At 49.5% G+C, this 19152-nt stretch carries 16 protein-coding genes and 2 tRNA genes; 5 read left to right on the forward strand and 13 right to left on the reverse strand.

Translation table 11 applies throughout. The features are described from left to right. Positions 1-4: 4 nt before the first annotated feature. The 7 genes from lon to IEW11_RS20825 form a co-directional block, all read right to left on the reverse strand. Positions 5-2344 (reverse strand): endopeptidase La, encoded by a 2340-nt coding sequence (lon, locus tag IEW11_RS20795; RefSeq protein ID WP_188533002.1) that lies wholly within the window; start codon positions 2342-2344, stop codon positions 5-7. 36 nt (positions 2345-2380) lie between these two features. Then, positions 2381-4087 carry an ATP-dependent protease LonB gene (gene lonB, locus IEW11_RS20800; RefSeq protein ID WP_188533003.1) on the reverse strand — a complete coding sequence of 569 codons (1707 nt, stop codon included), beginning with the start codon at positions 4085-4087 and terminating at the stop codon, positions 2381-2383. A 131-nt stretch (positions 4088-4218) separates the two neighbouring features. Beyond that, on the reverse strand, positions 4219-5325 hold the full coding sequence (gene ispG / locus IEW11_RS20805) for a flavodoxin-dependent (E)-4-hydroxy-3-methylbut-2-enyl-diphosphate synthase (RefSeq protein ID WP_188533004.1): 1107 nt from the start codon (positions 5323-5325) through the stop codon (positions 4219-4221). A gap of 95 nt (positions 5326-5420) precedes the next feature. Continuing rightward, entirely contained in the window at positions 5421-6677 is a 1257-nt protein-coding gene (gene clpX / locus IEW11_RS20810) for an ATP-dependent protease ATP-binding subunit ClpX (RefSeq protein WP_188533005.1), read from the reverse strand. Between the two features lie 25 nt (positions 6678-6702). Then, the gene (gene clpP / locus IEW11_RS20815; RefSeq protein WP_188533006.1) at positions 6703-7290 is read right to left on the reverse strand and encodes an ATP-dependent Clp endopeptidase proteolytic subunit ClpP; all 588 of its coding nucleotides are present in this window, start codon (positions 7288-7290) and stop codon (positions 6703-6705) included. Between the two features lie 220 nt (positions 7291-7510). Next, a complete protein-coding gene (gene tig, locus IEW11_RS20820) occupies positions 7511-8812 on the reverse strand; it encodes a trigger factor (protein ID WP_188533007.1) in 1302 nt (433 codons plus the stop codon). A gap of 86 nt (positions 8813-8898) precedes the next feature. After that, positions 8899-9768 carry a hypothetical protein gene (locus IEW11_RS20825; protein ID WP_188533008.1) on the reverse strand — a complete coding sequence of 290 codons (870 nt, stop codon included), beginning with the start codon at positions 9766-9768 and terminating at the stop codon, positions 8899-8901. Between the two features lie 212 nt (positions 9769-9980). Here IEW11_RS20825 and IEW11_RS20830 point away from each other — a divergent pair. Next, a tRNA-Gly gene (locus IEW11_RS20830) sits at positions 9981-10054 on the forward strand. Between the two features lie 97 nt (positions 10055-10151). After that, positions 10152-10228: transfer RNA gene (locus IEW11_RS20835), tRNA-Arg, on the forward strand. A gap of 121 nt (positions 10229-10349) precedes the next feature. Here the strand turns inward: IEW11_RS20835 and IEW11_RS20840 are convergent. Next, on the reverse strand, positions 10350-11816 hold the full coding sequence (locus IEW11_RS20840; RefSeq protein ID WP_188533009.1) for a sensor domain-containing diguanylate cyclase: 1467 nt from the start codon (positions 11814-11816) through the stop codon (positions 10350-10352). A gap of 529 nt (positions 11817-12345) precedes the next feature. Here IEW11_RS20840 and IEW11_RS20845 point away from each other — a divergent pair. Then, complete coding sequence (locus tag IEW11_RS20845; protein ID WP_188533010.1) at positions 12346-13239, forward strand: YihY/virulence factor BrkB family protein; 894 nt, start codon at positions 12346-12348, stop codon at positions 13237-13239. A gap of 74 nt (positions 13240-13313) precedes the next feature. Here IEW11_RS20845 and IEW11_RS25170 read toward each other — a convergent pair whose 3' ends face one another. Both IEW11_RS25170 and IEW11_RS20850 read right to left on the reverse strand, forming a co-directional pair. Next, on the reverse strand, positions 13314-13445 hold the full coding sequence (locus IEW11_RS25170) for a hypothetical protein (protein WP_268237428.1): 132 nt from the start codon (positions 13443-13445) through the stop codon (positions 13314-13316). 37 nt (positions 13446-13482) lie between these two features. Further along, positions 13483-13824: a hypothetical protein gene (locus IEW11_RS20850; RefSeq protein ID WP_188533011.1), complete on the reverse strand. Its 342-nt coding sequence runs from the start codon at positions 13822-13824 to the stop codon at positions 13483-13485. Positions 13825-14003: 179 nt separating this feature from the next. On the opposite strand from IEW11_RS20850, the gene asnB reads away from it, so the two are divergent. Then, positions 14004-15848, forward strand: a complete 1845-nt coding sequence (gene asnB, locus IEW11_RS20855) for an asparagine synthase (glutamine-hydrolyzing) (protein WP_188533050.1) — start codon at positions 14004-14006, stop codon at positions 15846-15848. 53 nt (positions 15849-15901) lie between these two features. Here asnB and IEW11_RS20860 read toward each other — a convergent pair whose 3' ends face one another. From IEW11_RS20860 to IEW11_RS20870, 3 genes are all read right to left on the reverse strand, one after another. Beyond that, on the reverse strand, positions 15902-16546 hold the full coding sequence (locus IEW11_RS20860; RefSeq protein ID WP_188533012.1) for an XTP/dITP diphosphatase: 645 nt from the start codon (positions 16544-16546) through the stop codon (positions 15902-15904). A gap of 2 nt (positions 16547-16548) precedes the next feature. Continuing rightward, entirely contained in the window at positions 16549-17289 is a 741-nt protein-coding gene (rph, locus tag IEW11_RS20865; RefSeq protein ID WP_188533013.1) for a ribonuclease PH, read from the reverse strand. 81 nt (positions 17290-17370) lie between these two features. After that, a complete protein-coding gene (locus IEW11_RS20870) occupies positions 17371-18426 on the reverse strand; it encodes a GerMN domain-containing protein (protein ID WP_188533014.1) in 1056 nt (351 codons plus the stop codon). A 129-nt stretch (positions 18427-18555) separates the two neighbouring features. Here IEW11_RS20870 and IEW11_RS20875 point away from each other — a divergent pair, with 129 nt between their 5' ends. Next, on the forward strand, positions 18556-19095 hold the full coding sequence (locus tag IEW11_RS20875; protein ID WP_188533015.1) for a phosphatidylglycerophosphatase A family protein: 540 nt from the start codon (positions 18556-18558) through the stop codon (positions 19093-19095). Positions 19096-19152 lie beyond the last annotated feature (57 nt).

Raw genomic sequence — 19152 nt, forward strand, 5'->3', positions numbered from 1 at the left:
TTTCTTAATGCACGTCGACAGCCGATGTGAGCGCATGGCGCAGCACTTCATCCATATGAGCGACCGGAATAAAGTCGAGATCGCTGCGGACGCTTTCAGGGATATCCCTTAGATCGCGCTCATTGTCCTTTGGCATCAAAATCTTCTTAATTCCCGCCCGGTGAGCAGCAAGCGACTTCTCCTTCAACCCGCCAATGGGCAGAACCCGGCCGCGCAGTGTAATCTCTCCGGTCATCGCCACTTCTTTGGATACAAAACGGTTCGTCAGCGCCGAGATCAGCGCAGTTGCCATCGTAATGCCGGCAGACGGACCGTCCTTCGGAATCGCGCCTTCCGGAATGTGGATATGGATGTCATTCTTCTCATGAAAAGCGGGATCGATATTAAGCTCCTCCGCTTTCGAACGCGTATAACTGAATGCAGCCTGCGCGGACTCCTTCATGACATCCCCGAGCTTGCCTGTAAGCGTCAGTTTCCCGCTGCCTGGCATGACGGTCACCTCGATGACAAGCGTGTCGCCGCCGACCTCTGTCCACGCAAGACCGGTCACCGCTCCGATCTGGTCCTCCACCTCAGCCAGGCCATATCGGAATTTCGGAGGTCCAAGCCACTCCTTAAGCTGCTCGGAATTGACCTCAATCGGCTCACGCTCCGGATCGCCCACAATCTCTTTGGCTGCCTTCCTGCAAACCGCTGCGGCTTGCTGCTCCAAATTCCGCACGCCTGCCTCCCGGGTATACTCCCGGATGATCTGCAGCGTCGCATCTTCACCGATTTGCAGCTGTTCATCTGCAAGGCCATGCTCCCGCTTTTGCTTCGGTATCAAGTACCGCTGCGCTATTTGCATTTTCTCCAGCTCCGTGTAGCCTGGAATGTAAAGCACCTCCATACGGTCTAAGAGAGGACGCGGAATATTATGCACAACGTTTGCCGTCGTGATAAACATCACGTTAGACAAGTCAAACGGCACCTCGATAAAATGATCGCTAAACGTATTATTTTGTTCTGGATCAAGCACTTCAAGCAGCGCTGATGCAGGATCGCCGCGGAAATCCATCGCCATCTTGTCGATTTCATCCAGCAGGAATACAGGATTGACCGATCCCGCCGTCTTCATTCCTTGGATGATTCTTCCGGGCATCGCACCCACGTAGGTTCTGCGATGACCGCGGATCTCCGCTTCATCGCGTACGCCGCCAAGCGAAATCCGCACAAATTCTCTATCCAGCGATTTCGCGATGGAGCGCGCCATTGACGTTTTGCCGACGCCAGGCGGACCGACAAGACAAAGAATCGGACCCTTCAGCTTCTGGACTAACTTTTGAACCGCCAGATACTCCAGCACACGTTCCTTCGGTTTTTCCAATCCATAATGATCCTCATTCAGAATCGCTTCCGCTCTTGCGATATCCAGCTTGTCTTCGGTCTTGTTCTTCCAAGGCAATGACAGCAACCAATCGATATAATTGCGAATGACGCCGCCCTCAGCCGATGTGGAGGGCATTTTCTCCAAGCGGTCGATTTCCTTTTCGATCTTTTCTTTCACGGGATCCGGAACGCCGGATTCAGAAAGCTGATTCCGCAGCTCTTCCACCTCGCCGGCACGGCCTTCCTTCTCGCCAAGCTCTTTTTGAATCGCCTTCAGCTGCTCGCGCAAATAGTATTCCTTCTGTGTCTTTTCCATCTGTTTCTTGACACGTTGGTTAATTTTGCGCTCCAGCTCCAGCACTTCACGCTCATTATTAAGAATGTCGAGAAGCTTCTCCAAGCGCTGCCTGACACCGACAGTTTCAAGAATCTCCTGTTTGTCTTTGATCTTGAGCGACAAGTGGCTTGTGATGACATCGGCCAAACGACCCGGCTCTTCAATGTCGGATACAGCGGCCAGCGTCTCCGGCGTTACTTTTTTGGAGAGGTTAATATAATGCTCAAACTGGCTGAGCACCGACCTCATGAGCGCATCGGTCTCCGGATCGGTTGATTCTTCCTCAGGCAGTTCTTTGACGTTTACTTCATAAAATTCGTCACCCGGCAAGTAATCAATAATCTCCGCCCTCATCACGCCTTCAACGAGCACACGAATCGTGCCGTTGGGAAGCTTTAACATTTGGCGGACGCGAGCAATCGTTCCCACTCTATAAATATCTTCTTGAGTCGGCTCTTCAATGTTGACCTCGGATTGAGAACAAAGCAGTATCATGTGGTCTTCTACCATTGAGCGCTCCAACGCCCTAATTGATTTTTCCCTGCCAACGTCGAGGTGGAGCACCATGCTGGGATAAACCAGGAGCCCCCTCAAAGGCAGCAGGGGCAGCCGACGACCTTTCCATTTACCAGGTCCCATACCAGCACCTCCAATTATCTATCTATCCCTATTTTATCACTCCGCGGAATCAGCCTGCAAATAGGAGACCCCAGTAGGCGCAAAAATATCGCCTTGCACAACGTCAGAATCAGCTTCCGCAACTGTTATTTTGCTGTGCGGAAGGGCGTATCCAAGCACTTCTTCAATATGTTCAACCGCAATTACCTTCAGCCCGTGCAGATCGGTGAATATTGCCTGCCAATTCTCCTTTGGGATAATAACCGTCTCCGCTCCCGCCTGGAAGGCCGCTTCAACCTTGGCAAGCACACCGCCTACCGGCTTGACATTGCCATGGATGCCGACCTCACCCGTCATTGCAAGCTTGTTATCGACGGCTTCATTCTTGATCGCCGAGGCTATAGCAGTCGCCATCGCTATGCCTGCTGACGGGCCGTCAATCGGTGTTCCGCCCGGGAAGTTGATGTGCAGATCATAATTTTCAGGCTGTAACCCAATCCGGCGCAGAACGGTCAGCACATTCTCCACCGACCCTTTGGCCATACTTTTCCTCCGTAATGTCCGCGAGCCTCCGCCAAGCTCCTCCTCATCCACTACGCCTGTAATCGTAAATCGTCCGTTTCCGTTACGGACAGGAATCGCACTCACTTCAATTTCCAGGAGCGTCCCCATATTAGGTCCATAAACAGCCAGACCGTTAACGAAACCGATTTGTGGAATCGCAGGCACTTTGCGGTCAGGGCGAGGCGGAATTTGGCTGCTGTTCACTACCCATTCGATATCGGCCGCTGTAATGCTGTCCCGTTTCTCCGACAGAGCCAGTCCAGCCGCGAGCTGGATGACGTTGACCGCTTCTCTGCCATTTGTCGCATACCGCTTCACTACATCAACCGCCTCCTGAGAGGGGCCGAATCCGATTTTCCGAATCGCATTGGTTGCGATCAACGCAATTTCCTCTGCAAGCAAAGGACGGAAATAAATCTCCATGCAGCGGGAACGGATCGCAGGCGGTATCTCTTGCGGTGAACGCGTAGTAGCTCCGACTAAGCGGAAATCAGCGGGCAAGCCATTCTGGAAGATATCGTGAATATACAACGGAATGTTGTTATCTTCAGAATTGTAATAGGCGCTCTCCAGAAACACTTTACGGTCTTCGAGTACCTTTAATAACTTATTCATTTGAATCGGATGCAATTCACCGATCTCATCAATAAATAAAATCCCGCCATGCGCTTTCGTTACAGCACCCGGCTTCGGCTGCGGAATGCCTGCGACTCCCATCGCCCCCGCACCCTGATAGATCGGATCGTGAACCGATCCGATTAGCGGATCGGCAATCCCCCGCTCGTCAAACCGGGCAGTCGTCGCATCGATCTCCGTGAACTTCGCCTCCGGCAGAAAAGGGGAGGTCGGATTCTTCTTGGCCTCCTCGAGCACAACCCGCGCCGCAGCTGTTTTACCGACACCAGGAGGCCCATATATGATGACATGCTGTGGATTAGCGCTGCACAACGCCGCTTTCAGCGCGCGCAGGCCATCACGCTGTCCGATAATATCCTGCATCGTTTGCGGCCTTGTTTTCTCCGCCAACGGTTTGGTAAGGGAGATGGATCTTAACTTGCGCAGCTTATCCATTTCTTTACGTGATTCCCTATCGACGGCGGAACGGTTTGTCTTCTGGTTACGCAGCAAATTCCAAAAATACAAGCCGATCACAATAGCAAAAAATACTTGAATCATCATTAACACAACACTCAAACTCATTTCTATCCGCTCCTCCCAGTCAGCCTTTTATCCTTCCTAATACTTGGTAGTATTGCCCCTTGCCGGATGGAATAACCGCGAATTAGTCGGAAAGTTAAAAAGCCTCCCGGTTATAGGGAGGCTTAGCGGAGTTATGCATGGATATGCTTGCGGCCGGGAATTTCTCCGGTCGCTTCATATACGCTGACAATCTCGTCGATTTCTTTTTTCAACTCATTCAGAAGCTCAGCTTCCGGAACCTTGCGGATCATTTCCCCGTACCGGAACAGCATGCCTTCACCGCGGGCCCCTGCGATGCCGATATCAGCTTCCCTGGCTTCTCCCGGACCATTCACCGCGCAGCCAAGAACGGATACTTTAATCGGCACCTTAATTTTTGAAATGTACTCTTCCACCTCGTTGGCGATGGAGAACAAATCAATATCCAATCTGCCGCAGGTTGGACAGGAAACAAGAGTAGCTGCATTGGTAATTAGCCCGAAGGTTTTCAAAAGCTCTCTGGCTACCTTTACTTCTTCTACGGGATCTGCGCTTAAGCTGATCCGAACCGTGCTGCCGATCCCCATGGATAACAGCGCCCCGATGCCGGCCGAGCTCTTGATCGTTCCCGAAAACAGAGTTCCTGCTTCGGTGATGCCAAGGTGCAGCGGATAGCGGATTTTTTGCGCTGCCATCGAATAAGCTGCAATCGCCATAGGGACGTCGGATGCCTTAAGCGACACAATAATGTCATGGAAATCAAGCTCTTCTAAAATTCCAATATGGAACAAAGCGCTCTCGACCATTGCTTCCGGTGTCGGATAGCCGTATTTTTCAAGAAGATGATTCTCGAGCGAGCCGGCATTTACACCGATGCGGATCGGAATGCCTCTCTCCTTGCAGGCTTTGACGACCGCCTCTACCTTCTCGCGGCGGCCGATGTTGCCGGGATTGATCCGGACCTTGTCGACACCGTTCTCAATTGCAGCCAATGCAAGACGATAATCGAAATGGATATCTGCGACTAATGGAATATGGATCCGTTTCTTAATTTCTTTTATCGCATCCGCTGCTTCCTTATTGTTCACCGTTACGCGAACAATCTGGCATCCAGCCTCTTCAAGCCGCAAAATCTCAGCAACCGTCGCTTCGACGTCCGCCGTTTTGGTCGTACACATGCTTTGAATGATCACTTCATTGCTTCCACCGATCGTTAAACCGCCTACTTTGACCGGTACCGTGTCTTTGCGCAAGTACATTGGGTAATCTCTCCCATGAACGTCAAAGTCCACCCAAGTTCATCCAGAGCTTGTGAGAGCCTTGGGCTGGGGTGGCACAGTGACAATAGTATAATTTAGGCGCTTTCCTCTTTTTTCTTTCCTTTTTTCAAGGACAGCTCCGGCATGATTTTATCCTGTACAACCTTCTCGGTGATCACGCAGTTGTTGACGTCATCACGTGAAGGCACTTCATACATGACATCCAGCATGATTCCCTCGATGATCGCACGCAAACCGCGGGCACCGGTATTCCGTTTGATCGCTTCTTTGGCAATTGCCTCCAGCGCGGCCGGTTCAAAATCAAGCTTGACGTTATCCATTTCGAGCAGCTTTTGATACTGCTTGACAAGCGCGTTCTTCGGCTCGGACAAAATACGTACGAGCGCTTGCTCATCGAGCGGCTCCAAAGTGGAAATGACCGGCAAGCGGCCGACGAACTCTGGGATCAAGCCGAACTTCAACAGATCCTCAGGCAGTACCAGGGATAAGTATTCCCCTGCCTTCAAATCCTTTTGACCTTCACCCGAAGTGTTGAAGCCGATTACCTTTTTGCCGATTCTGCGTTTGATCAATTGCTCCAACCCGTCAAATGCCCCGCCGCAAATAAACAGAATGTTGGTCGTATCAATCTGAATGAATTCTTGGTGCGGGTGTTTCCGTCCACCCTGAGGAGGAACGGAGGCGACAGTGCCCTCAAGAATTTTAAGAAGCGCTTGCTGCACCCCTTCGCCGGAAACATCACGGGTAATCGATGGGTTCTCGGATTTGCGGGCCACTTTATCGATCTCATCGATATAAATGATGCCGCGTTCCGCTTTCTCCACATCATAATCAGCCGCTTGAATAAGCTTCAATAAAATATTCTCCACGTCTTCACCGACATAACCCGCTTCTGTCAGCGAGGTGGCATCGGCAATCGCGAAAGGAACGTTCAAAATTTTGGCCATTGTTTGAGCAAGCAGCGTTTTACCGGAGCCTGTTGGGCCTACGAGCATGATGTTACTTTTTTGCAGTTCGACATCCTCAGCTTTACTCTGCGAGTTAATCCGTTTGTAATGGTTATATACGGCAACGGATAGCGATTTTTTAGCTTGCTCTTGTCCGATGACATATTGATCCAGAATCAAACGGATGTCCTTTGGTTTTGGAATGTCTTTCATATCAAGCTCTTCTTCGTGGCCGAGTTCCTCTTCCACAATTTCAGTGCAAAGCTCGATACATTCGTCACATATATACACGCCGGGTCCGGCGACCAATTTCCGAACTTGATCCTGCGATTTGCCGCAGAAGGAACATTTCAATTGTCCCTTTTCATCGTTGAATTTAAACATTGTATCACCCCTTCATGTGAAATGGTTAAAGTACCGGTGATGAAACGACTTTGTCAATCAAACCATATGCCAGTGCCTCTTCCGCACTCATAAAATAATCCCGGTCGGTGTCCCGATCAATTTTGTCATAAGGTTGACCCGTTCGTTCCACATAAATTTCATTCAGCTTGCGCTTTGTCTTAAGAATCCAGTCCGCGTGGATTTTGATATCCGTCGCCTGCCCTCTTACCCCGCCCAGAGGTTGATGAATCATAACCTCGCTGTTCGGCAGCGCAAAGCGTTTTCCTTTGGCCCCGGCTGTCAGCAGCAAAGACCCCATGCTTGCCGCCATACCGACACATATTGTCGATACATCCGGTTTGATAAATTGCATTGTATCGAAAATCCCCATTCCTGCGGTAACCGAACCGCCGGGCGAGTTAATATAGAGATGGATGTCTTTCTCGGGATCATCCGCTGCGAGGAACAGCAGCTGAGCAATGATGAGATTGGCGACGTCATCATCAATGGCACTCCCCAGGAAAATAATACGATCCTTCAAGAGCCGGGAGTAAATATCGTAGGATCGTTCTCCCCGACTGCTTTGTTCAACCACGATGGGTACAAGATTCATGCGACCAACCTCTTTTCATTTTGGGCTTATTACTGCATCTTTTATTTTACCATGTTCAGATAACGATGTCATTTTTCCGGTACTATACCAGTATACGTCCGAACTTCGAAGGTTAATACGGCGAGGCATCCCGGGCAAAATACACCAAAAAGTTATGTAAGGGTAAAATAAGGCACGTATCAAGAACACGTGCCTTATCTTTAAGGTTTAGCCAACTATGTTATGCTACTTCAGTCACTGCTTTGCTGTTCTCAAGCAAAAATTGAATCGTCTTGCGAAGGACCAAATCTTCTTTCAAGTTATCAAGGTTGCCGTTGCGAGTGAAGATATCGCGAAGCTCTTCCACTGGACGGTTGTAAGACTTAGCCAGCTTCTCCAGCTCTTCATTCAGATCTTCTTCGCCAGCTGTAATGTTCTCAACTTTGGCAATCTGCTCCAATACGAGATTGTTGCGTACACGTTTCTCGGCATCAGCGCGCATTTGTCCGCGAAGTGCGGCTTCGTCTTGACCGGAGAATTGGTAGTACAGATCCAGATTCATACCCTGCATGCGAAGACGGTTTTCGAAATCTTTCAGCATGAAGTCCGTTTCTGTATCGATCATCACTTCCGGAATTTCTACCTCAGCAGCAGCTGTTGCTTTATCAACGACAGCGACTTCACGCGCTTGTTCGTTTTCGTTTTGCTTACGCTCTTTTAGTTTTTGTTCCAGGTCTTGTTTGAACTCGTCCAACGTATCAAATTCACTTACGTCTTTTGCGAATTCATCATCAAGTGCCGGCAGATTTTTCCGTTTGATTTCATGTAATTTCACTTTGAACACGGCAGCTTTACCAGCAAGGTTCTCTGCTTGGTAGTTTTCCGGGAACGTTACTTCAACGTCCTTGAAATCGCCGATGTTCATGCCGACAACCTGTTCTTCGAACCCGGGGATAAACGAACCGGATCCCAGTTCAAGCGAATAACGCTCGCTCTTGCCGCCTTCGAACGGCTCTCCATCCACATAACCATCGAAATCGATAACGGTTGTATCGCCGTTTTGCGCTTCGCCTTCTTCAATGACGACCAGCTCGGCATGGCGCTGCTGCAAACGCTCCAGTTCAGCATTCAGCTCTTCTTCCGTTACTTGCACGTCGGCAACCGGTACCTCAAGGCCTTTGTATTCTCCCAAAGCCACTTCCGGCTTAACGAGTACTTTCGCTTTGAACTTGAATGATTCGCCTTTGGCAAATTGCTCGATATCGATATCAGGGCGGTCAACAGGCTCAATGCCCGATTCCTTAACTGCAGCCGTGTACACTTCAGGCAGAAGAATATCGATCGCGTCTTGATACAGGCTTTCTACGCCAAAACGTGATTCAAAGATGCCCCGCGGCACTTTGCCTTTGCGGAAACCAGGTACGTTAACCTTTTGAACGACTTTCTTAAACGCCTTGTCCAATGCTTCGGATACTTGAGCCGCATCCACTTCTACTTCAAGAACCCCAAGGTTCTTTTCTATCTTTTCCCATGTTGCTTTCATTTTATGCTTTCCCCTCCAGAAATACGCTTCCGTAACTTATTTTCCGATCATAAACCATTCCATTATAAACAACATCGCACAGGATTTCAAGGCTCAGAATCATCTCCCTGCCCTCGGCTTGCTTCTCCCACTTGCCGAATGACACGACAGGCCTGTTCATAACGGAAACGAAGCGCATCCGTAATCCCGTACGTTTCGCGGATTTCATCATCATTGGCTGAGCCGTATGCGGCCAGAAGCAGCGTTAAATGCAGTGAAGCGGCGAAGCAATCCACGGTATCATCGTCCTCACGCAGCATCCAAGCATAGGTCGAAGTGCCGTACAGAAATTGCAGGCATTCCTTCCACATCTCTCTTGCAAAATGAGGCAGCGTAGGATCGAATACTTCCGTAACCTGCTCCACTCTCTCGAGAATTCGAATGACGGGCCCCGGAAAATCTTCCAATGTCAACGGGGTCATCTCGATCTCCAGTTCCACTTGCTCTCCCAAGCGGTTCAAATGAATCTGCCCGCTTAGCCCCCGCTTGCGCAAGCATTGTAATGCTTTAAACTGTACGACCGGATGAAGTTCATTGCCGGTAAGCCAATCCAAAATCTCTTCATCCACACCCGGATGGCGCAGCAGAACCGCACGTTCGAGCGCCAGCATCTGCTGCTCGATCATCGGATGATGCTTCATTATATAAAGCACCTGTTGGACGTAAGCCTCGTCTTGTTCCCCGGGATCTAACACCTGCCGGCGAATGGATTCCTCATCGTCTCCCAGGCCGGCATCAGCATTCCCTTGTCCTTGGGGAAACGCCATATCCAGCCAATTCAATAAATTTCTCCATTCTTCGTAGTGACGCTCATCCTCTCCTTGACAATGCAGCAAAAACTGCAGCAGCTCGCGCGCATCGTCATATTGCTCCGCTTCCAGCATGCGGGTTAACTGAATTTGATAGTGATCCAGCATTTTAGGAAAGAGAAATACGTTATCCTTATATGAATCATCTTGAGGAGGATTGGAAGTTGTAATGATAACACCGCCTTTTTATGCCGACATCCGCATTGTTAGTCCTTATGTACGGTTCGATTATATCATACGAGAGTAAAAAGAGAAAAACCGGGCGTGCCTGTTGCTTTAAAAAACTGGCTGTGCTATTATAATCCATGCTTGAATGAAGCGCGGGTGTAGTTCAATGGCAGAACGCCAGCTTCCCAAGCTTGAGGCGAGGGTTCGATTCCCTTCACCCGCTCCATTTTGTTTTTAAGATGGACTGTAAAAAACTGATTTTCGTTATTGCAATTTGATTCATGCCATGATAAGATGATTCATGTTTCTGTCTCCGTTATCTTGTCCCAGTAGCTCAGTCGGATAGAGCACTCGCCTTCTAAGCGAGTTGTCGGGGGTTCGAATCCCTCCTGGGACGCCATTTTATCCATTAAGAATGGTTTACACTTCATTTCATTTATTTAAACGCCAAAACCTCCTTTGAGACTTCTGCCTCCGGAGGTTTTTTTATGTCTTCTTATTAACGGAGCGCTGTACGATTGCTATTCATAAACGGATGTACAGTTCCGCCCGTTTTGTTTCGATTTATATAATGCCAGATCCGCGTAAGAGAAAGCTTCTAAAGCACTCATTTGCTTCGTAGGGAAGACGCTGTAAATACCGAGGCTTATCGTAACAATATCGCTGATCGGCGAACAGGAATGAGCTATGTTCAGCGATTCGACTGCGGTGCGGATTTTTTCCGCCAATTCGAGTGCTTCAGCCTGTTCCGTATCGGGCAGGAACACAGCGAACTCTTCGCCGCCATAACGGGCCACAAAATCGGAAGGTCGTGAAAAGCTGTTCTTGATGCAGGTTGCAACTTCAATAAGGCACTTGTCCCCGGTCAAATGGCCGTAGGCGTCATTATATAACTTAAAAAAGTCGATATCGATTAAAAGAATGGAAAATACGGATTTCGATTGCTCCGCCCTTTTCCATGCTGATCCCAAATACTCATCCATCCAGCGGCGGTTTGGAATATCGGTCAGGCCGTCTTTAAGGGAAATTTCTTTCAGCTTCTGGTTCATTTCCCGAACCATCCGCTCCGCTTGCTTCTGATAGGTAATGTCACGGGCAACGACCATGGCCGCTTCTTCAGCATTAAACTTGATCTTGGTTATCGTAATCATCATATCCAAATCCGTATGATTATCTGCCGCCAATACATATTCCAAACGTAAGGGGCCAGGTTGATCCCGGGTGAGATAACGAGGCAGATACTTTAACAGCGGATCGTTATGCTCTGAAGATAAAAAAGAGTTCAGGTATTCAGCATCATATGGAGCGCTGTTGTCCGGCAGGCTGAACATTCGTGTAGAAGCCGGATTAGCGTACACGAATTCATCGTTTTGGAAAACCAATATAAGATCCGGTGAAAGCTCCACCAAATTTTTATAACGTTCCTCGCTAAATCTCAATTGTTCCTCTGCCAGCCTTCTTTGAATGATTTCTTCACGGTATTCAATCTCATCCATAACGATATCCGCAAATTGCTGCAAGAGATCCATGTCGGATTGTTCAAACACCCTCGGCTCGGAATCGATGACACAGAGGGTGCCTAAAATGTTCGATGTATTCGTGCGTAGCGGGGCTCCTGCATAAAACCGGATATGCGGCTCATGAACAACCAGACGATTGTGGCTAAAACGCTCATCAAGCCGCGTATCATGAACGATGAGGGCTTCTTTGTGAGCAATGACATATTGACAGAAGGAGGCCTCCCGCTCCGAGCCTCGTTCCGATAACAATTGGCCGGACAAGCCGATACAGGATTTGAACCATTGACGGTCGGAAGTAATTAAAGAGATCAAAACGACAGGCATTCGAAAAATCTTCGAGACCATCTCCGTAATGCGGTCAAATGATTTCTCCGGTTCAGAAAATAAGATATCCAAGGAATAAAGTTCCTGTAACCGGTTTGTTTCGTCGTCCTCAGAATAAAATACGACACCATTATTTGTCTCCATGGGTGATCCCCCTCAAATGAAAATGCTTACAATTTATTCTGGCTGCATGTACAGGTCCCTGAACTATTATAAATCAGGGAAAATTTTTCTGCTTAAAATTATTTGTATAATCCGCGTCATTGTTGTCCATAATAGTTTTTGACGGTGTGAAGAGAGGTGTGGTTCCATTGGGCCATTTGGTGCAAGGACTGCAGGAGGAACTGATCTAAACACTCAGCAAAGAAAGCGAGGGGTTGTGCTGCAGAGTCATTCTGATACACACACGCCCATCACCCGATCCGCTACGAAGTGGAGGCCCTCTAGGTCTTGGTGAGCAAGCGGTGCCCAAGTTTTTCTTACAACGTTAAGTGTGATATTGAAGCGACTCAACAATCAAACACCGTCGAAGGAGAGCCTGTAAAATGGCTCTCCTTTTCTTTCAAGACGGATTATGGCGATATCGGCAGTACCAGGTTTCAAGGTGCTCTGCATCCGGTTATTACAATACTAATGAACTGAACCATAACCTATCAAGATACGGAGGGATGCCATGAATTCCCAACGCCGCTTTCAACTTAAAACGTTCGCAGAACAGCTGTACTGCCGCTTCCGCGATGACGAAGTGCCTGCGCTTGGAGCCCAACTGACGTATTATTTGATTTTATCATTTTTTCCTTTTCTCATTTTTCTGATTACGATCATCAGTTTCGTACAGCTGTCCGAAGCGGAATTAATGTACGCGATCACCCGTATGCTGCCGGATGAATCCGGAAGCATCGTGACATCCATTCTGGACGAAATAAGGACAGGCCGCAGCGGAGCCCTGCTTTCCTTCGGTATGCTTGCAACCATCTGGGCCGCGTCCAATGGGATCAATGCGATCATCAAAGGGCTGAACAAAGCTTATGACGAGGAAGAGAACCGTCCTTTCTGGAAAGTCCGGGGAATTTCGATATTGGCAACATTGGTATTGGCATTAATTATTCTTACCTCCTTGTTCATGCTTATCTTTGGCCATATGATCGGACAGCAAATTTTTAAGGCCCTTGATTATCCCGGCGGCTTCGAAATATTATGGAGAGCTGCGCAGTATTTGATTCCGTTGATTATTATGATCGGTGTATTCATGCTGCTTTACCGGATTGCGCCGAATCGGGTCATAACGTTTAAAGAAGTCGTTCCTGGTGCGGTCTTTGCAACGCTGGGCTGGATTGCGACATCCATGCTGTTTTCCTTTTATGTCAGCCAGTTCGGCAGCTACACCAAAACCTACGGCAGTATCGGCGGTGTGATCGTACTGCTTATCTGGCTGTACCTGAGCTCCATCATTATTCTGCTGGGCGGGGAAATCAATGCAGCTTTGGCCTTTGTGCGCGAAGGAAAAAACAAAACGGAATGTAAAACCTACGGGCTCGAGCTGCCTTTCTTTAAAAAGAAAAAATAAACCTCTCTATGCCGTTCAAAAGGCAATAGAGAGGCATTATACTTATGCTCGAGGGACTCCGCAAGGAGTCTTTCTCACTTAGGAGATCTCACACTTACTGAAGCGTTGTTCTGTGCGGGATGTTTAACATTTTTCTCCACCACGCCTTCCGCGTAGTCCTGATCCTCATCATAGTGACGACCTTTGTTATCTTTTGTCTTCACCATTTCCATTCACCTCCTTCCTTACAAAAACCGCCTTGAATCAATGAATGATTTCAGCCAGATCAGCCCGAACATTGCCGAATGACAAGATGGCTTCCTTGAAGACTTCCCGCTCTCCCCATTTGGTCTTCATTTCATCGCTTTCAAACAGATTGCCGCTAATTTCCTCAAAGGCGTTATGCATGTTGTTGTCGTACCAATCGATTTCGGCAGCTGCATCATTATGGACAATCGAGTGCATATCGTAATCGTTGTCCTGTGAAGCGCTGAAATAGACAAGCATCTCCGCTCTGGCCGGATCATCCGTTCTCACTTCGACCTCTCCACAGCGCGCGCCATCCTTATTTACCGCCCTGCGTACATGTGCTCCAACCACATTCATTCCATCAACCCCCTTATCAAAAACAATGAAGTAAAAATACGGGACTTTCTGCCTAGCTTCATGCGGCATCCTGCTTTAGCTTCCCCCCATAGACAGACATTTTATGCCTCTTTCGCGCATATACCTCATAGACCCAGTTTAACGCCCTGCAAAATCGACAGGAGAGAGGAATGAATACTATGTGCGGAATTACCGGATGGATAGATTGGACTCACGATCTAACCCATCAAAGTGAAAGCTTGGAGAAAATGACGGAAACCCTTGCTCCCCGCGGTCCGGATGCTTCAGGAGCCTGGATAACGAAGCATTGTGCACTCGGACACCGCCGGCTTAGCGTGATCGATCCGGAGAATGGAGCTCAGCCGATGGTTCGAATATCCGGTGACGATACGTATGTCATCGTATATAACGGGGAGTTATATAATGCTTTGGAGCTGCGGAGAGAACTGGAAAACCGCGGGCGGAGATTTACAACCAACTGCGATACCGAGGTGCTGCTGGTCGCTTATATTGAGTGGGGGATGGATTGTCTGGACCGTTTTAACGGCATTTTTGCTTTTGCTATATGGGATAACAAGGATGAACGCTTGTTTCTTGCGAGGGATCGGCTGGGTGTCAAGCCGTTGTTCTACAGCCGCGCCAATCAGCTGTTTCTATTCGGATCAGAGCCCAAAGCGATTCTTGCCCATCCTGCTTGCCCGCCTGAGGTAGGTGCCGAGGGACTCGCCGAAGTGTTCATGATGGGACCGGCCAGAACTCCCGGCCATGGCGTTTATCGTCATCTGTCGGAGCTTCGGCCCGGACAATGCTTGATCGCCGACCGTTCGGGCGTCCGTATCCGGACCTATTGGCAATTAGAGAGCAAGCCGCATACGGAGAGTATTGAGGAGACTGCAGCGCAGGTGAAATTTTTGCTGCAGGATACAGTTGAAAGGCAGCTCATATCGGATGTTCCAATCTGCACGCTGCTGTCGGGCGGACTTGATTCCAGCGCCTTGACCACTCTGGCTGTACATTACTATGAGCAAACCGGCCAAGGTAGTGTTCACACCTATTCCGTCGATTACGTGGACAATGACAAGCATTTTAAGGCGAATGCCTTTCAGCCAAATTCCGATGCGCCATGGATAACACGGATGACCAGTCATCTGGGCACGATTCATCATCCCGTTCAATTCGATACACCCGAATTGGCGGATGCGCTGGATGCCGCCGTAGCGGCACGGGATTTGCCGGGTATGGCCGATGTGGACGGCTCACTGTATTTGTTTTGCCGTGAAATTAAGAAAGGTGCGACGGTTGCCCTGTCAGGCGAGGCGGCCGATGAGATCTTCGGAGGTTATCCTTGGTTTCATCGCGAGGAGGCGTTAAATGCCGGCACATTTCCATGGGCGCTAGCATCCAAGATGCGTGCTGAGCTGCTGTCCCCCGATTTAGCGGCCTGGATTAAACCGCTGGATTATATTGGCGACCGTTATTCGGATGCCGTTGCGGAGGTTCCGCGTCTAAAGGGCGAAACGGAGGAAGAAAATAAGATGCGGACGATGTCCTATTTGAACATTACCCGGTTCATGCCGACGCTGCTTGACCGCAAAGACAGAATGAGCATGGCGGTTGGATTGGAAGTGCGGGTTCCATTTTGCGACCATCGCCTGGTAGAGTACGTATGGAATATCCCTTGGGAGATCAAAACCGCCGGTGACCGGGAGAAAGGAATACTCCGCCGGGCGCTGCGCGGCGTTCTGCCGGATGATGTACTTACCCGCAAAAAAAGCCCCTATCCCAAAACGCATAACCCGAACTATTTAGCAGCTGTGCGGCAAAGGCTGCTGGAGGTGCTTGATGATCCTTCGTCACCGCTGCTTCCGCTCGTTAATGTGAAGAAGATTCGGGAGCTCATCCACTCGGCGGACGCTTCCTCTAACCTTCCGTGGTTCGGTCAATTAATGTCAGGCCCGCAATTGTTCGCCTATCTAACGCAGGTCAACACCTGGTTAAAAATGTACAAAGTCACCATCCGTTAAGGAGGAATAAAAGCCCCGCTGCGCTGTACAAGGCGTGACGGGGCTTTCATTCGTTACGAGGATAATTGGTTCATTAATCGGGACAAAGCTTCTCCCCTATGGCTTATGCGCTGTTTTTCTTCTGTCGATAGCTCCGCCATTGTGCGGCGTAATGCCGGCACCCAAAATAACGGATCGTAGCCAAAGCCGCCCTCACCAAACATGCGATCGATAATAAAGCCGCTCACAGCGCCTTCAGCATGCAGAGCGGTCCCATCGGCCGGATTATACAACGCCAACGCACACACGAATTGAGCGCTGCTTAACAGCTTCACATCTGAGGGAAGGTCGCCCGTGATCGCATGCTGGTCTACAGAAGCCCCTGCCAATTCCTTCAGCAGCTTGGCGTTGTTCGCCGCATCTTCCGCTCCTTCTCCCGCATATCTTGCCGAATAGACACCCGGAGCTCCGTCCAGAGCATCCACGCATAATCCCGAATCATCGGCAAGCACCGGAATACGAAGCGTTTCCCCAACGATACGCGCTTTGATCAATGCATTGGCTGCAAAGGTCGGCCCGTCCTCCACGATTTCCGGCAAACCGGTAAAATCAAACATGCTTTGAACGGTGATGCCCAGCTTGCCGAAGGCATGCGAAAATTCCCTTACCTTGCCTTTGTTCTTTGTTGCAACAACTACGACGTCCGTACCCAGCTTCATACCTATACAGCTCCGATCCGCTTCCCGATCTCACCGAGCGTTTCCTTCTGGTGTACGATAAGGGATTGAATGCCCGCCTCGGCATACTCCAGCAATGCATTCAGCTCATTTCGCGAGAATGGCGCATCTTCTCCGGTGCCCTGTACCTCGACAAATTTGCCGCTGCCTGTCATGACAACATTCATATCCACCTTGGCTTTGGAATCCTCTTCGTAATTAAGATCCAGCAGCACCTTCTCCTGAATGACGCCTACGCTGACCGAAGCCAAGTAATCCCTAATCGGATAACGGGCAAACTGCACGTTTTGGCTAAGCTTGTGAATAGCAAGAGCCATGGCGACAAATGCGCCGGTAATCGAAGTTGTGCGGGTACCACCATCCGCTTGGATGACATCGCAGTCGATCGTAATCGTTCGCTCTCCGAGGGCCTGCAAATCGACAATCGACCGCAGGGCTCTGCCGATCAACCGTTGAATTTCCATCGTTCTGCCTGTCAGCTTGCCTCTTGCTGATTCACGTTGGTTGCGGGTTTGCGTCGCACGCGGCAGCATGGAGTACTCTGCGTTGATCCAGCCTTTGCCCTGGCCTTTCATAAAGGGCGGCACACGGTCTTCGACTGTAGCCGTGCATAACACCTTTGTGTCGCCCATCTCAATCCATACGGAGCCTTCCGCATATTTATTTGTATTCAACATGATCTTAACCGGCCGCAATTGGTTGGTTAGCCGTCCTTCTGTTCTCATGTTTGTGGCCTCCTGATCAATCGAATTTTACGCAATCTCCACTATTTTACCAAAGTAAAACCGGAAAAGCACCCTCGATTGTTACAGCTTTAACGGATTCACATAATCCGGCCGATTCACCGGCTGATCGTATGCGCGATTATTCGTATCCGTCACATCCGTTTGACCGTTCATCTGGATCTGTACTTTGTCCGTACCGGTATTTTCAGTGATCGATAGAATGACGGCCTGAATCATCTCGGCCGGCGTTTTTTGGCCTGCCTGATGACTGTCATCCAGAAGATCAACCGTTACGATGTCATCCTCAATGGCAATGCTGCGGACTTCAATGTCCGGTGTCATCACGCCTGTCAAAGAGCTGTGATGAAGCGGGCCGGCTATCAACTGCTGCATGGCCGTTTTGGCGACATCTTCGCTGCGGTCCACCAAGCGGGTTACGGGAACATAATACTGCAGATCATCTGGCGTAACAGAGGAGAAGTATAACGTGACAGGCATCGACCGGCTAAAATCTACTCCATCGGCTTTCTCCAGATTGATGCCAATCTTGCGTGTTAGAGGCTCATCCAAAGGAAACCCGTCAACCGGCATTTCCCGCAGCTTTTCGCCTTCATTCCACAATACAACGCGTTCAATGTCCGGGAAGCCCGTTAATGTCCAGGTAATGGCTTCGACAATACGCCGCTCATCCTGAAGGCTGTAATCTGTGAACGATGCAGAGAGATCCACGATCGCCAGCTTCTGGTCTTTGACATAATTAAAGCCTTTCACCTGTGTCCCCTTAGGAAGAATCGCTTGAAATCCTTCCGGAAGCTGATTGGCATATTCAGAGCTGTCCACCATCATTTCCAGTGCCAGCTGCTCCGCCTTCCGATTTTCGTCTACCGCCACCTGCAGCGTTACCGGTGCGATATAATTATTGCGATCCTTCAAGTACACGGTCATCTGGCTGCCCTCACCCTGCTGCATGGCCTGTCCGTCGTCTATCGCGCTGGTGCCGCCTTGGGACTCGGCAGGCGGTGGATCGATCTCCTGCGCCGCTTGCTTAGAGAAGATCCCGCACCCCGCTGTTGCCAAAAGCGTTAATGACATGAATGTAATGAACCCAGCCTTGCGAATCTGTTGATAATGAACCATATTGAACGTTCCTCCCCGTCAATGATGATAGGCATTTGGTACAGCTTCTGTTTTGTAGTACTATGTATACGAGCCCTACTTTTTTTTAGACCAGTTTTGTCCACAATCGCTAGCAAAGAGGTGTGTTCCATGTCTGATCCAAGTGTATACAGCTTAAACAGCCAAAAAGTAGCGAAAGCAACCGAGCAATGGCTCCATAAACGGGGCGTTACCAAAAGAGAAATTGCCAACCTGGTTATGGTTCTTCAGAAAGACTACTTTCCGAATCTGACGATTGAAGAGTGCGAAGAGAATGTCGATGCGGTATTGTCCAAGCGTGAGGTACAAAATGCGGTACTGACCGGGATCCAGCTCGATATCCTCGCGGAGGAGGGTAAGCTGCTGTCGCCGCTGCAGGAGATGATCGAAAATGATGAGGGGCTTTACGGCTGTGATGAGATTCTCGCCTTATCGATCGTAAATGTATATGGCAGCATCGGCTTCACGAATTTCGGTTATGTCGATAAATTAAAGCCGGGCGTGCTGAAACAGCTAAATGATAAAACAGACGACCAGATCCACACGTTCCTTGATGATATTGTCGGCGCGATCGCCGCGTCGGCAAGCAGCCGGATCGCCCACCGCAAGCAAGCTGAGCGCGAAGGCATTACGGCACCGCCGCTCGACTAACAGCAGCATCAGCATAGAGTGCTGCTGGCGGCGAGCCGAACCAGACGGAGAACATAC

The sequence above is a fragment of the Paenibacillus abyssi genome (assembly GCF_014640295.1).
GTDB lineage: Bacteria > Bacillota > Bacilli > Paenibacillales > Paenibacillaceae > Paenibacillus_D > Paenibacillus_D abyssi.